The organism is Stagnimonas sp. FW305-C-60, from assembly GCF_058782965.1.
On sequence record NZ_JBYSYF010000001.1, the window covers coordinates 1,063,688 to 1,076,517 of the forward strand.

Sequence of the window (12,830 nt, forward strand, 5' to 3'; positions counted from 1 at the left end):
CTCGCCGCGGGCCGTCAGGGCGGGCCTACAGCCGCTGTTACGGCGCCGCGCTCAGGGCGTGCGTGCCAGCGGTTCGCCGCCCTGCTTGTAGACCACGCCGCCCTTCATCACGAACTGCACGCGCTCGAACTCGGCGATGTCCTTGAGCGGGTCGCCGGCGACCGCGATCAGGTCGGCATAGAGGCCGGGTGCGATGCGACCGACGTTCTTCTGCCAGCCCAGCAGTTCGGCGGCGTTGCCGGTGGCGGCAACAATCGCCTGTATGGGGGTGAGGCCCCACTCCACCATCTTCGTCATCTGCTTGCCGTTGCCGCCATGCGGATAGACGCCGGCATCGGTGCCGTAGGCGATCTTCACCCCGGCTTTCGCGGCCTTGCGAAAGTTCTCGCGCTGCACGCGGCCGACCAGGCGCTCCTTGTCGAGAATCTTCTGCGGATAGTTGAGGCGCCCGAACTCGGCGAGGATGTAGTCGTCGTTGTAGATGTCGGCGACCAGCCAGGTGCCGTGCTGCTTCATCAGGCGGATGCCCTCGTCGTCAATGAAGCTGCCGTGCTCGACCGAGTCGACGCCGGCCTTGATCGCCATCTTGATGCCCTCGGCGCCGTGCGCGTGCGCCGCCACCTTGCGGTCCCAGCGGTGCGCCTCATCGACCAGGGCGTTCATCTCTTCCTGCGTGTACTGCGGCGCACCCACCGAGTCCTCTTCCGAGAGCACGCCGGCGGTGGCGACCAGCTTGATCACGCCGGCGCCGTGCTTCACCTGCTCGCGCACTTTCAGGCGCACCGCCTCGACGCCGTCGGCGACGCCGTTGAAGCCGTCGATGTGCAGATACGGCGAGACGCCGGTGAGATCGGCGTGGCCGCCGGTGGCGCCGATGCCGTGGCCGGCGGCGTCGATGCGCGGGCCAACGACGCTGCCGTCGTCGATGGCCTTCTTCAGGGCGATGTCGAGGAAATCCTCGGAGCCCAGGTCGCGGATGCTGGTGAAGCCGGCCAACAGGGTGCGCCCGGCATAGACGTGGGCGCGCACCGCGGCGTCGATGGCGCTCTCGCGCACCAGGGTCTGGTAGTAGTCGCCGGACTCGCCGCTGATATGGGTGTGGCAGTCGATCAAGCCAGGGGTGAGCGTGGCGGCACCGAGGTCGATGACCTCTGCTCCGGCCGGCACCGCCAGCCCGCTACCGACGGCGGTGATGCGTTCGCCCTCGATCAGCACCACCGCGTTGCGGACTGGCGCCGCACCGCTGCCGTCGATGAGTTGCGCGGCGCGGATCGCCAGGCGCTTGGGGGCAGGCGCCTCGGCGGCGGCCAGCGAGGCCAGGGGCAGGGCGGCGGCGAGTGCCAGCGCGCTCAGGCGCGACAAGGTGGTGCGCAAGGGGGAATCCTCAAAGGTGCGGGTCCATGGGCATACGCAAAACGCATGCGCATCGACATCCTGACCTATTCCCCTAGCCTGTCGGCAAGCCCAGATTGCGCCAGAGCTTCAGCGTCGGTTCGGCCTGGTTGAGGGTGTAGAAGTGCAGGCCCGGCGCGCCGCCCTTGAGCAGGGTCTCGGCCAGACGGGTGACCACCTCCAGGCCGAAGGCTTGCAGGCTGGCCTTGTCCTCGCCGTAGCTTTCCAGGCGCAGGCGCAGCCAGCGCGGCACTTCGGCGCCGCAGGCGTCGCTGAAACGCTGTAGCTGGGCGTAGTTGACGATGGGCATGATGCCCGGCACCACCGGTATGCCCAGGCCCGCCTTCTCGCAGCGCTCGACAAAATCGAAGTAGGCGTCGGCGTTGTAGAAGTACTGGGTTACCGCGCCATTGGCGCCGGCCTTGACCTTGCGCACATAGGCGGCGAAGTCGGCCTCCGGGTTGGCGGCCTGCGGATGCACCTCCGGGTAGGCGGCGACTTCCAGCTGAAAGTGGCTGCCGTGGGTCTCGCGGATGAAGCTCACCAGCTCGTTGGCATAGCGAAACTCGCCAGGCGCGGCATTGCTCATCGCGGTGGCAGGCAGATCGCCGCGCAGGGCGACGATGCGGCGCACGCCGGCGGCCTTGTACTGCTCCAGCAGCGTGGCGATGCTGGCGCGGGTGGAGCCGATGCAGGTGAGGTGCGGTGCGGCCTCGATGCCGGTTTGTTCGATCACCTTGATGAGGGTGTCGTAGGTGCCGTTCTGGTCGCTGCCGCCGGCGCCGTAGGTGACGCTGAAGAAGGCCGGCTTCACCGAGGCCAGCTCGCCGATCAGGCGCGGCAGATTGGTCCAGCCCACCGGCGTGCGCGGCGGGAACAGCTCGAAGGAAAAATGCAGGTCGTGTGCGTGGTTCATGCGGCGGTATCTCGGGCGTATTCGTGGGGGCAGTGCGCACTGTTGAGGCCGACACCACCCTGGGCGTTGAGCTGGCGCAGGCGTGACTGATTGCTCTTGCGGGCGCTGTTGTCCACCGCCAGCAGCGTCTGGAAGACATTCAGGCCGGTCGGGCAATGGCCTTCAGCTTCGACCTCGGTGTGGAAGAAATAGGCGTCGCCACAGTGCAGGCGCCAGCCGCTGTCGCCGTCCTTCGCTGCGACTCCGGTATGGCCGCGGGTGTGGCCGGCCAAGGGCAGCAGCAGGATCTCGTCGTCGCCGTCGCCGAGTGCGCGCACCGCCTCGAAGCCGTTCCAGCGCTCGCCGGAAGCTTGGTGGGTCTGCCACTTCGGGCCGTGCGCCCACAGCCGCGCCTCGTAGCGCTGCTTCTCGATCAGCGTGGCCGGGGCCTGCGCGGCGGCGAGCTCCGGCGCGTGCACATGCACGGTCGCATCGGGGAAGTCGGCAAGCGCGCCGGCGTGATCGAAGTCGAGATGGGTGAGCACGATGTCGCGCACGTCGCTGGCCTTGAAGCCCAGCGCCTGCACCTGCGCCAGCGCGGTTTCCGCGAGGCTCAGCTTCGGGCGCATCAGGGCCTTCAGATACCCGTGCACCAGGCCGTTGACCTGTGCGGTGCCCAGACCGGTATCGACCAGGGTCAGCCCCCGGCGGCCTTCGATCAGCCAGCAATGGCAGACGATGCGCGCCGGCTCCAGCCAAGAGCCCTCGCCCTGCATCAGGCGCCTGCCATGCGGACACATGGAGCCGCAGTTGAGGTGGTGGATCTTCATGTCGTCCGTGAGGCGAAAGGCGTGAGGCGGAAAAGCAGGACGCTGTCGCTCAGGCTGATCGAGATTTGAGGGAGTTCAGCAGTGCCCCCAGCTTGGCAAAAACCCGGTCGAGTAATTCGTCTAATGCTTCGTCTTCGCCCAAATACCTGAGGCGACGGGAAATTTGCAGCTGGGTTTCGATTTCGGCCAGAGAGCCGCGCGCCATGTGTAGAAAATGCAAAAGCTCTGCCCGCGACTTGCGTGCAGAGCCTTCAGCGATGTTAGACGGTACGCTGACCGCAGCGCGCCTCAACTGCGATGTCAGTCCGAAGCGCTCATCGGGAGGGAATGAAGCGGTGACGCGATAGACCGTTTCAACCAGGTCAAGCGCATCGCGCCAAACCTCCAAGTCGTGATGCCGCCGTTCACGCCTCACCTCTCACTCCTCCCGCCTCACGCACTCAGTAGCGGTAGTGCTCGGGCTTGTACGGGCCTTCCACCGGCACGCCGAGATAGTCGGCCTGCTCCTGCGTCAGCTTGGTCAGCTTCACGCCGATCTGCGCCAGGTGCAGTGCGGCGACTTCCTCGTCCAGCTTCTTGGGCAGGCGGTAGACGGTCTTCTCGTACTTGTCCTTGTTCTTCCAGAGGTCGATCTGCGCCAGCGTCTGGTTGGAGAAGGAGTTGCTCATCACGAAGGCCGGGTGGCCGTTGGCGCAGCCGAGGTTCACCAGACGGCCTTCGGCGAGGATGTAGATGCTCTTGCCGTTGGCGAAGGTGTAGTGGTCGACCTGCGGCTTGATGTTCATCTTCACCACGCCTTCGGCGCTGTTCAGACGATCCATCTGGATCTCGTTGTCGAAGTGGCCGATGTTGCAGACCAGCGCGTTGTGCTTCATCGCGCGCATGTGCTCGAGCGTGATGATGTCCTTGTTGCCGGTGGTGGTGACGTAGATGTCGGCGAGGCCCAGCGTGCCTTCGACGGTGTCGACCTGGAAGCCTTCCATCGCCGCCTGCAGGGCATTGATGGGGTCGATCTCGGTGACGATCACGCGCGCGCCGAGGCCGCGCAGCGAGTGCGCCGAGCCCTTGCCGACGTCGCCATAGCCGCAGACCACCGCGACCTTGCCGGCGATCATCAGATCGGTGGCGCGCTTGATGCCGTCGGCCAGCGATTCGCGGCAGCCGTAGAGGTTGTCGAACTTCGACTTGGTGACCGAGTCGTTGACGTTGATGGCGGGCACCAGCAGCTTGCCGGCTTCCATCATCTGGTACAGGCGGTGCACGCCGGTGGTGGTCTCTTCCGAGACGCCGCGCCAGTCCTTGACCACGCGGGTCCAGTAGCCGGGGCGCTCCTTGGCAACCTTCTTGAGCAGATCCTTGATGACCTTGACTTCGTGATTGTCGCTCGGCGTGTTGACCCAGTCCGAACCGTTTTCCAGCTCGTAGCCCTTGTGGATCAGCAGGGTCACGTCACCGCCGTCGTCCACCACCAGCTCGGGGCCGGTGAGCGTGCCGTCGGGCAGGGTGAAGGTGATCGCGTCCAGCGCCAGGTCCCAGTATTCCTCCAGGGTTTCGCCCTTCCAGGCGAACACCGGCGTACCGGCGGCGGCGACCGCAGCCGCCGCGTCGTCGGAGGTCGAGAAGATGTTGCACGAGGCCCAGCGCACCGAGGCGCCGAGGTGGCCGAGCGTCTCCAGCAGCACCGCGGTTTCCTTGGTCATGTGCAGCGAGCCGGTCAGGCGCACGCCGGCCAGCGGCTTGAGCGGCGCGTACTTGGCGCGGATCGACATCAGGCCGGGCATTTCCTCCTCGGCCATCTTGATGCGCTTGCGGCCGAATTCGGCCAGGGAGATGTCGCGGACCTTGTAGTCGGTAAAGGCGGGCTTGGTGAGGGCGTTCATGCGTCGCTCCAAAGAAAAAACGTGGTCTGGAACGGGCGCAGTTGAGGTGTCAGTGCCGGCGAGCCTGGCCGTCCCAATCGACGGTCGCAGCGCCCCTCGCGGGCCAAGTGGGCGAAAGTATATCCGCTTATACGGATAAGAGGATAGAAGAAGCTACGGACGCCGATTCCAGGCCCGATGGGCGGGTGATTGACCAAGGTCAATGAGCCTGGGCACCGGTCTGTTGAGAATGCCGCTCAGCCCCGCCGGCCTTGGCTGGGGCGACCCAGTCTTCTTCCCGGATCGCGACCATGACCATCGAAAAGCACGACCTCATCCACGACCTGCCGCAGTACAAGGACCGCATCCATCAGCTGAAGACCAGCGACGCCCATTTCGCCAAGCTGTTTGCCGAATACCACGAGGTGGACCACGAGATCCGCCGCATCGAGCAGGAGCTGGAGACGCCCGGCGATGACTATGTGGAAAACCTCAAGACCCGTCGGGTGCGCCTGAAGGATCAGCTCTATACCCAGCTCACCGCCGTGGGCTAGGGCGGAGACCGACCATGCTCAGTATCGGAATCTCCAGCCATGCGCTGCCGCGCGCGCCGAGTCGGGCGGCTCTCGCCGGTTGGCGCGCCTGGGTAGGACCAATGCGGCTGCCGTTTCTGCTGCTGCCGCTTTGCTGCGTGCTGTTGGCGGCGGCGGTGGTGCACTGGCAGCTCGGCGCGGTGAATGTCCGCCTGCTGGCGCTGGTGCTGATCGGCGCGGTCTCGGCGCATGTCGCGGTCAACGCGCTGAATGAATGGTTCGACTATCGCAGCGGCCTGGACGCGCGCACCCGGCGCACGCCGTTTTCTGGCGGCAGCGGCACTTTGCAGCGCTATCCGGAACTGGCCGGCTACACCCTGGTGGTCGCCATCAGCGCGCTGGCCTTGAGCGCCTTGATCGGCCTCTGGCTGCTGTCCCGGCAGGGTGAGGCGCTGCTGCCCCTGGGCTTGGTGGGTCTGCTATTGGTGGTCGGCTATACCCCTTGGCTGGTGCGCCGGCCCTGGCTCGGCCTGCTGGCGCCGGGCCTGGGCTTTGGGCCGCTGATGGTGGTCGGCACCGTGGTGGCGCTCACCGGCCAGGCTACCGCCGCGGCTTGGGCGGCGGCGCTGCTGCCGCTGTTCCTGGCCAGCGATCTGCTGCTGCTCAACCAGTTTCCCGACGTCGAGGCCGACCGTAGCGTCGGCCGGCGCAATCTGCCCATCGTCTACGGTCGTCCGGCGGCGGCGTGGGTCTATGCCGGCCTGCTGGTGGCGGCGTACGGCGCGCTGTCGCTGAGTGTCGTCGCGGGCTGGCTGCCCTTGCCGGCGCTGCTTGGGCTGGCAACGCTGCCGATCGCCGCCTATGCCGCGGCGGTGGTGCGGCGCTGGCCCAACCGGGTGCCGCGGCTGCTGCCGGCGATGGTCGCCAATGTGATGGTCAACCTGCTGACGCCGCTCCTGGTGGCGCTCGGGCTCTACCTGGCCTGAGCGCGGTCGGGCAGGGCGCGCAGGGTCTGGCTCGCGGCCCAGCTGGCGCCGGGCGCGAGTTGGATCGGGCGGCCGATGCTGGCCGCTTCCACGCAGACGAAGTGCCGCTCGTCCCCCGGCGGCAGATCGGCCAGCGCTGCCGCCTTGGCAGCGCCCGGATTCCACACCACGGTGTCGGCAAAGCCGGCTTGGTTTATTTCCAGCGCGCGCCGGCCGTCACGCAACAGCAGGCGCGGCGGCGCGTCGTAGTAGATGCGGTCGACTTCGCCGGAAAAGCGCAGGCGTTCGGCCTGTTCCTGGTGCTCGCCGCCTGCGGCCGAATCGCGATAGCGCAGGCCTTGCAGTCCGAGCAGCTCCACCTCGGAGAGGTCGTCCACCCGCAGATAGCTGTGCAGGGCGGCGGTGAACTGGAACGCCTGGGTGCCGGTGTTGCCAACCGAGAAGCGGATTTCCAGGCTGTCGGCGCCAATCACCACCTCCAGCTGCGCGCTGTAGGCCTGCGGCCAGAGCGCGCGGCTCTCGGCGCTGTCCTGCAAACCCAGGCGCAGGCGGGCCGGACTGATGCCCGGCGTGTCGGCGTCCAGCCGCGACCAGCGCGCGGTGCGGGCGAAGCCGTGCTTGGGCAGTGGCCCCTCGCCGGCGAACTGCGGAAAGATCACCGGCACGCCGCCACGGATGGCAACGCCGGGCGCGGGCTGGGAAATGGGGCTCAGGTAGAGCCGGTCCGCCGACTCGCCGGCCGGAATCCAGGACAGCAGATGGCCGCCGTGCGGATGCAGTCGCGCCTGGGCGCCATCGGCGGCATGCAGGACCAATACTTCGTCTTCGCTCATGACCGTGGTCGGCTGGCTGGTCGGAATGGCGGGCACAAAAAAGCCGTCTTGCGACGGCTCGTTTGCGCGCCTTGGCGGGCAGCTTACTTCAGCTTCTTGGCCTCGCTCTTCAAGAGCTCGGCCTTGTCGGTCTTCTCCCAGGAGAAGGCGGTGTACTTCTCGCCGTCGGCGCCCTTGATCTCGTAGGGCGCGCGGCCGAAGTGGCCGTAGCTGGCAGTGGCCTGGTACATCGGGTGGATCAGGTCGAGCATCTTGATGATGCCGCCCGGACGCAGGTCGAAGTTCTTGCGCACCAGCTTTTCCAGCACCGCGTCGGAGACCTTGCCGGTGCCGAAGCTGGTGACGAAGATCGACGTCGGCTCGGCGACGCCGATGGCGTAGCTCACCTGCACTTCGCAGCGGCTGGCGAGGCCAGCGGCGACGATGTTCTTGGCCACGTAGCGGGCCGCGTAGGCGGCGCTGCGGTCGACCTTGGACGGGTCCTTGCCGGAGAAGGCGCCGCCACCGTGACGGGCCCAGCCGCCGTAGGTGTCGACGATGATCTTGCGGCCGGTCAGGCCGCAGTCGCCCACCGGGCCGCCGATCACGAAGTTGCCGGTCGGGTTGATGTGGAACTTGGTGGACTTGCTGATCCACTTGGCGGGGATCACCGGCTTGATGATGGTTTCCATCACCGCCTCGCGCAGATCCTTGAGCTTGATGTCGGGGCTGTGCTGGGTGGAGAGCACCACGGCATCGACGCCCACCGCCTCGCCGTTGGCGTAGCGCAGGGTCACCTGCGACTTCGCGTCCGGGCGCAGCCAGGGCAGGCCGCCCTTCTTGGCCTTGCGGATCTTCGACTGCTGCTCGACCAGGCGGTGGCTGTAGTAGATCGGCGCCGGCATCAGCTCCTTGGTCTCGTCGCAGGCGTAGCCGAACATCAGGCCCTGGTCGCCGGCGCCGATTTCTTCCGGCGCCTTGGGCTTCTTGGCAGTGCCGTCGACGCCCATGTTGATGTCGGGCGACTGCTTGCCAATGATGTTGAGGATGCCGCAGGTGGCGCCGTCGAAGCCGACATCGGAGCTGTTGTAGCCGACGTCGCTGATGACCTTGCGCACCAGCTGTTCGAGGTCGACCCAGGCGCTGGTGGTGACTTCACCGGCGATGATGGCGACGCCGGTCTTCACCAGGGTCTCGCAGGCGACGCGCGCCTTCTTGTCCTGCGCCAGGATGGCGTCGAGAACGGCGTCCGAAATCTGGTCGGCCAGTTTGTCCGGGTGGCCTTCGGATACGGACTCGGAAGTAAAGAGGTACTCGCTCATCGCTGTCACTGCTCCTGGGAAGAAGGAATATCTGTCTATGCGGATAGGCGGATATTGTAAGGCCGCCCGGCCCGCCGCGCGAGTCTGCGCCCGGCGCGCGACAACTACATGGCAGCGTCTGCCGGTGATCCGCCTACTCAGACGGCGGGGCGCAGGCGCTCCAGATACTCGATCAGGCCACGCAGGCCCTCGTCGTAAAGCACGCCGCTTTGCGCGGTCTTGGCGGTGCCGATCAGGCCTTCGATGGCGGAGACGATGAACACCGCCGCCGCCGGCACATTGAGGTCGGCGCGCACCTTGCCCAGCGCCTGGCCGCGGGCCAGGGCCTCGGCGTAGGCGCCGATCCAGTCGCTGAGGATGCCCTGCAGGCGGCTGCGGAAACCCTCGTCGTGCGGCGACATCTCCTGCGCCAGGTTGTTGAACGGGCAGCCGTAGGCGAGCAGGCGCTCGCGCAGCTTCTCGCGGCGCTTGCGCAGGCCGGCCACTGCGGCCCCGACCGGGTCTTCGGCGGTTTTCAGCGGCTCCCACTGCGCCTGCATGTAGGGCCGCACCAGTTCGTCGAGCACTGCGTAGCCGAGCGCGTTCTTGTTGTCGAAGTGGTGGTAGAGCGCGCCCTTGGTGACGCCGGCCTTGTCGAGAATGGCGTCGAGGCTGGCGCTGCGGAAACCACGCTTGTGGATCTCGTCGAAGGCGCATTCCAGCAGGCGCTGGCGGGTGATGTCGGGTTGGCGGGCGGTGGACATACCGGCGAGTATCGACGGGGGCGCGGCCTTGTCAATTTTTACGGGCTATCCGGCGCGGCCGGCGCTGGCTAGGCTGTGTGCCGCGGCAGCCGGACAAATCATTAACGGCCCGCGCAACCCTCAAAACAATAAAGTGGAGATCCTTCATGAAGCATTCATTCGGCGCGCGTCTGGCGCTGTCGACCCTGGGCCTGTTCTGCGCCACTAGCGCCCACGCGGCGGGCGGCCTCGCGGTCGGCGTCAAGGCCGGCACCGCCGGTATCGGCGTGGAAGCGGTCACCAGCCTGACCTCGGTGCTCAACCTGCGCGGCGTCGGCAATTTCTTCAACTACGACTACGACACCACCGAAGACGGTGTGGACTACCAGTCGGAGCTGGAACTGCGCTCCTACGGCCTGCTGCTCGACCTGCATCCCTTCAAGGGCAGCTTCCGGATCAGCGCCGGCGGTCTGGGCAACGGCAATGGCGCGACGCTGGTCGCCACCTGTCCCGGCGCCTGCGAAGTCGGAGACGTCACCATCCGGGGCAACGATGCGCGCCTCGATGGCGCCGTTGACTTCAAGAAGTTCGCGCCCTACGTGGGCCTGGGTTTTGGTAACGCCATGGTCGGCTCCGGCCTCTATGGCATCTTCGATATCGGGGTGATGTTCCAGGGCGAGCCGGACGTGGCGCTGGCGGCCAGCGGTTCGGCGATCGTCACCGACAGCAACGGCCTCAGCCGCCCGGTGACCGACCTCTCCACTGATCCGGAAGTGCAGACGGCGGTTGCCCAGGAGCAGGCCTCGCTGCAGGACGACCTCAAGGACTTCCAGTTCTATCCGGTGGTCAATATCGGCATCGGTTACCGCTTCTTCTAGGCGGCATTCCCGCGTAAAAGAGAGGCCGCCATGCGCGGCCTCTTTGCGTTGCCGCGCTGGCCCAGGCTGCCTTCGCCGGGGCAATGCCGCTACTCTGCGCGGGACGCCGGCCCAGACTGGCCCAACGGGGTACTTCCATGCGCGAACCCAGCACTTCCGCCGACGGCCTGGCCGGCCTGCTGCGCGAGCTGCAGGGCCGCTCGCCGCCGGATGCTGCCGCGCGCCTGGCCAGCGAGCCGGCGGCGCACATCGAGGCGGCGCTGGCGGCCCTGGACCCGGCGCTGGCAGCGCGCATCGCCGCCCAGCTGCCGGGCGCGATGGAAGACGCCGGCGAAATCGCCGAGCTGCCGGGCCTGGTCGCCGAACTGATGGAGCCGCCGCGCGGCGCCCTGTCGCAAGAAACCACCGTTGCCGACTGCATCGCCTGGCTGCGCGCGCAACCCGAGCCGCAGCAGCTCACCTATCTCTACGCCCTCGACCCGGCGCAGCGCCTGGCCGGCCTGGTGGTGATGCGCGAGCTGCTGCTGGCCGAGCCTGAACAGACCCTGGCGCAGGTGATGCTGCGCGAGCCCTTCCGTCTGGCGCCGGATACGCCGGTGGGCGAGGCGGTGGCCGCCACCGTGCGCCGGCATTACCCGGTCTACCCGGTCTGCGACGCCGCCGGGCGCCTGGTTGGCATCGTCCGCGGCTGGAAGCTGTTCGAGCACCAGGCCCTGGAACTCACGGCCCAGTCCGGCCGCATGGTCGGTATCGACAAGGAGGAGCGGGTCGGCACGCCGTTCTGGGCGGCGTTCCGGGCGCGTCACCCCTGGTTGCAGGTCAATCTGCTCACCGCTTTTCTGGCCGCCTTCGTGGTCGGTTCCTTCGAAGACACCATCGCCCAGATCGTCGCCCTGGCGGCGTTTCTGCCGCTGCTCGCCGGGCAGAGCGGCAATACCGGCTGCCAGGCGCTGGCGATCAGCCTGCGCGGGCTCACGCTCGGTGACTTCGACAGCGTGCCGCTGGCGCGCCTGCTGACCAAGGAGGCCTTGCTGGGCGCGCTCAACGGTCTGCTCACCGGCCTGGTCGCGGGTGCGGCCATGTGGTGGACGGCGGGCGGCCTCGACGGCAATCCCCAGGCGCTCAAGCTGGCGCTGGTGATCGTGCTGGCGATGACCGGCTCCTGCCTCGCCTCGGGCCTGTTCGGGGTGCTGGTACCCTTGGCCTTGCGCCGCTTCGGCGCCGATCCGGCGACCGCCTCCAGCATCTTTCTCACCACCGGCACCGACATTGCCGGCATGGGGCTGATGCTGTTTCTGGCGACAGCGCTGGTCTTGTGATGACCTTCCCTCCCCCGCTTGCGGGGGAGGGTTAGGGTGGGGGCGCTCGCGCATACTGCGTGCATGACTCTGACGCCCACGCTGATCGCGGCCCTGACGTTTTGTGGCTTCGGCACCGCCTTCTTGTCCGGCGTCGCCGGCCTGGGCGGCGGCACCATCCTGATCGGCGTGCTCTACGCGGTGGGCATGGCACCGGCCGAGGCGGTGCCGCTGTTCGCCGCGGTGCAGTTGGTTTCCAACTCCTCGCGCACCGTCGCCTATCTGCGCCATGTCGAATGGAGCGCCGCCGGCTGGTTCGCGCTGGCGGCGCTGCCGGCCACTTTCCTGATCGCGCCCTATGCGGCGGCGGTCAATGGCGACTGGGTGCGCTTGATCCTGGCCTTGCTGATCCTGGCCTCGCTGGCGCCCGGTCAGTCCGGCCGCGCGCCGCTGCCGCCGCGCCTGGCTTATCTCACCGCCGGCCTGCTCAATGGCGCCCTGGGGATGTTCGTGGGCGCCACCGGCCTCTTCGTCGGGCGGCTGTTTTTCCGGCCGGAATGGGCCAAGGAGACCACCATCGGCACCCTGGCGCTGACCCAGGTGATCGGCCACGGCCTGCGGGTCATCGCCTATGGTGCGGTTGGCTATTCGGTGTTCGCCCAGCCCTGGCTGCTGGGGCCGCTGGCGGCTTCGGTGGTGGCCGGCACCTGGGCCGGCAAGCGCGCCAATGCCCACATCTCCGAAGCACACTTCGCCCGCCTGTTCAGCCTGATCCTCCTCCTGCTTGCCGCCAAGCTGCTCTACGACGGCCTCACCGGACTTCTCACCACATGGAACTGAAGCTCACCGCCGCCCAGCTTGAACAGCTGCTCAACAGCGCCTTCCCCAGCGGCAAGGGCGACAAACCCCTGCTGGTGGAAGAAGTGCAGCCGGGCATGGCGCGGGTGCGCATGCGCTACCGCGAGTGGATGCAGCGGCCGGGACGGGTGCTGTCCGGCCCGACCCTGATGGCGGCGGCCGATACCGCGATGTACGTGGCGGTGATGGCGCATGTCGGCCCGGCGCTGATGGCGGTGACCGCCGACATGAACCTGCGCTTCCTCAACAAGGGCGCGCTGGGCGATGTACTCGCCGAGGCGCGCATCCTCAAGCTGGGGCGCAAGCTGGTGGTGATGGAGACCCGGGTCTGGTCGGCGGCCGAGCCGGACAGCCTGGTGATGTACGCCAGCGGCAGTTACGCGGTACCGTCGTCGCCACATTGAAGCCTGATGGCCGCTGGACCGGTCGGGTGCTACGCCTGTCC

14 protein-coding genes and 1 riboswitch are annotated in these 12,830 nt (G+C 67.5%); of the genes, 6 read left to right on the forward strand and 8 right to left on the reverse strand.

The window, feature by feature from the left end; translation table 11 throughout:
• Positions 1–51 precede the first annotated feature (51 nt).
• From AC3WT6_RS04855 to ahcY, 5 genes are all read right to left on the reverse strand, one after another.
• Positions 52–1,374 (reverse strand): Xaa-Pro dipeptidase, encoded by a 1,323-nt coding sequence (locus tag AC3WT6_RS04855; protein ID WP_492652428.1) that lies wholly within the window; start codon positions 1,372–1,374, stop codon positions 52–54.
• A 73-nt stretch (positions 1,375–1,447) separates the two neighbouring features.
• On the reverse strand, positions 1,448–2,308 hold the full coding sequence (metF, locus tag AC3WT6_RS04860) for a methylenetetrahydrofolate reductase [NAD(P)H] (RefSeq protein ID WP_492652429.1): 861 nt from the start codon (positions 2,306–2,308) through the stop codon (positions 1,448–1,450).
• Positions 2,305–3,117 carry an MBL fold metallo-hydrolase gene (locus AC3WT6_RS04865; RefSeq protein WP_492652430.1) on the reverse strand — a complete coding sequence of 271 codons (813 nt, stop codon included), beginning with the start codon at positions 3,115–3,117 and terminating at the stop codon, positions 2,305–2,307. The genes metF and AC3WT6_RS04865 overlap by 4 nt, the downstream gene beginning before the upstream one ends.
• Positions 3,118–3,166: 49 nt before the next feature.
• Positions 3,167–3,532, reverse strand: coding sequence for a four helix bundle protein (locus AC3WT6_RS04870; RefSeq protein WP_492652431.1), 366 nt, complete (start codon positions 3,530–3,532; stop codon positions 3,167–3,169).
• Positions 3,533–3,557: 25 nt separating this feature from the next.
• A complete protein-coding gene (ahcY, locus tag AC3WT6_RS04875) occupies positions 3,558–4,997 on the reverse strand; it encodes an adenosylhomocysteinase (protein ID WP_492652432.1) in 1,440 nt (479 codons plus the stop codon).
• Positions 4,998–5,023: 26 nt separating this feature from the next.
• Positions 5,024–5,101, reverse strand: a riboswitch (S-adenosyl-L-homocysteine riboswitch).
• A gap of 186 nt (positions 5,102–5,287) precedes the next feature.
• On the opposite strand from ahcY, the gene AC3WT6_RS04880 reads away from it, so the two are divergent.
• Positions 5,288–5,530, forward strand: a complete 243-nt coding sequence (locus AC3WT6_RS04880) for an HP1242/YdcH family protein (RefSeq protein WP_492652433.1) — start codon at positions 5,288–5,290, stop codon at positions 5,528–5,530.
• Between the two features lie 14 nt (positions 5,531–5,544).
• The gene (locus AC3WT6_RS04885) at positions 5,545–6,495 is read left to right on the forward strand and encodes a prenyltransferase (protein ID WP_492652434.1); all 951 of its coding nucleotides are present in this window, start codon (positions 5,545–5,547) and stop codon (positions 6,493–6,495) included.
• Here the strand turns inward: AC3WT6_RS04885 and AC3WT6_RS04890 are convergent.
• The 3 genes from AC3WT6_RS04890 to AC3WT6_RS04900 all read right to left on the reverse strand — a co-directional run bounded on the left by AC3WT6_RS04890 (position 6,483) and on the right by AC3WT6_RS04900 (position 9,372).
• Positions 6,483–7,328, reverse strand: coding sequence for a D-hexose-6-phosphate mutarotase (locus AC3WT6_RS04890; protein WP_492652435.1), 846 nt, complete (start codon positions 7,326–7,328; stop codon positions 6,483–6,485). The two genes, AC3WT6_RS04885 and AC3WT6_RS04890, sit on opposite strands and share 13 nt — an antisense overlap.
• 83 nt (positions 7,329–7,411) lie before the next feature.
• Positions 7,412–8,629, reverse strand: a complete 1,218-nt coding sequence (gene metK / locus AC3WT6_RS04895; RefSeq protein ID WP_492652436.1) for a methionine adenosyltransferase — start codon at positions 8,627–8,629, stop codon at positions 7,412–7,414.
• 137 nt (positions 8,630–8,766) lie between these two features.
• The gene (locus AC3WT6_RS04900) at positions 8,767–9,372 is read right to left on the reverse strand and encodes a TetR/AcrR family transcriptional regulator (RefSeq protein WP_492652437.1); all 606 of its coding nucleotides are present in this window, start codon (positions 9,370–9,372) and stop codon (positions 8,767–8,769) included.
• Positions 9,373–9,518: 146 nt separating this feature from the next.
• On the opposite strand from AC3WT6_RS04900, the gene AC3WT6_RS04905 reads away from it, so the two are divergent.
• The 4 genes from AC3WT6_RS04905 (at position 9,519) to AC3WT6_RS04920 (ending at position 12,789) form a co-directional block, all read left to right on the forward strand.
• Positions 9,519–10,229: a hypothetical protein gene (locus AC3WT6_RS04905; protein ID WP_492652438.1), complete on the forward strand. Its 711-nt coding sequence runs from the start codon at positions 9,519–9,521 to the stop codon at positions 10,227–10,229.
• A gap of 137 nt (positions 10,230–10,366) precedes the next feature.
• Positions 10,367–11,548, forward strand: coding sequence for a magnesium transporter (locus AC3WT6_RS04910; RefSeq protein WP_492652439.1), 1,182 nt, complete (start codon positions 10,367–10,369; stop codon positions 11,546–11,548).
• A 63-nt stretch (positions 11,549–11,611) separates the two neighbouring features.
• Positions 11,612–12,367, forward strand: coding sequence for a TSUP family transporter (locus AC3WT6_RS04915; protein ID WP_492652440.1), 756 nt, complete (start codon positions 11,612–11,614; stop codon positions 12,365–12,367).
• Positions 12,358–12,789, forward strand: coding sequence for a PaaI family thioesterase (locus AC3WT6_RS04920; protein ID WP_492652441.1), 432 nt, complete (start codon positions 12,358–12,360; stop codon positions 12,787–12,789). Before AC3WT6_RS04915 ends, AC3WT6_RS04920 begins: the two co-directional genes overlap by 10 nt.
• Positions 12,790–12,830: the final 41 nt, after the last annotated feature.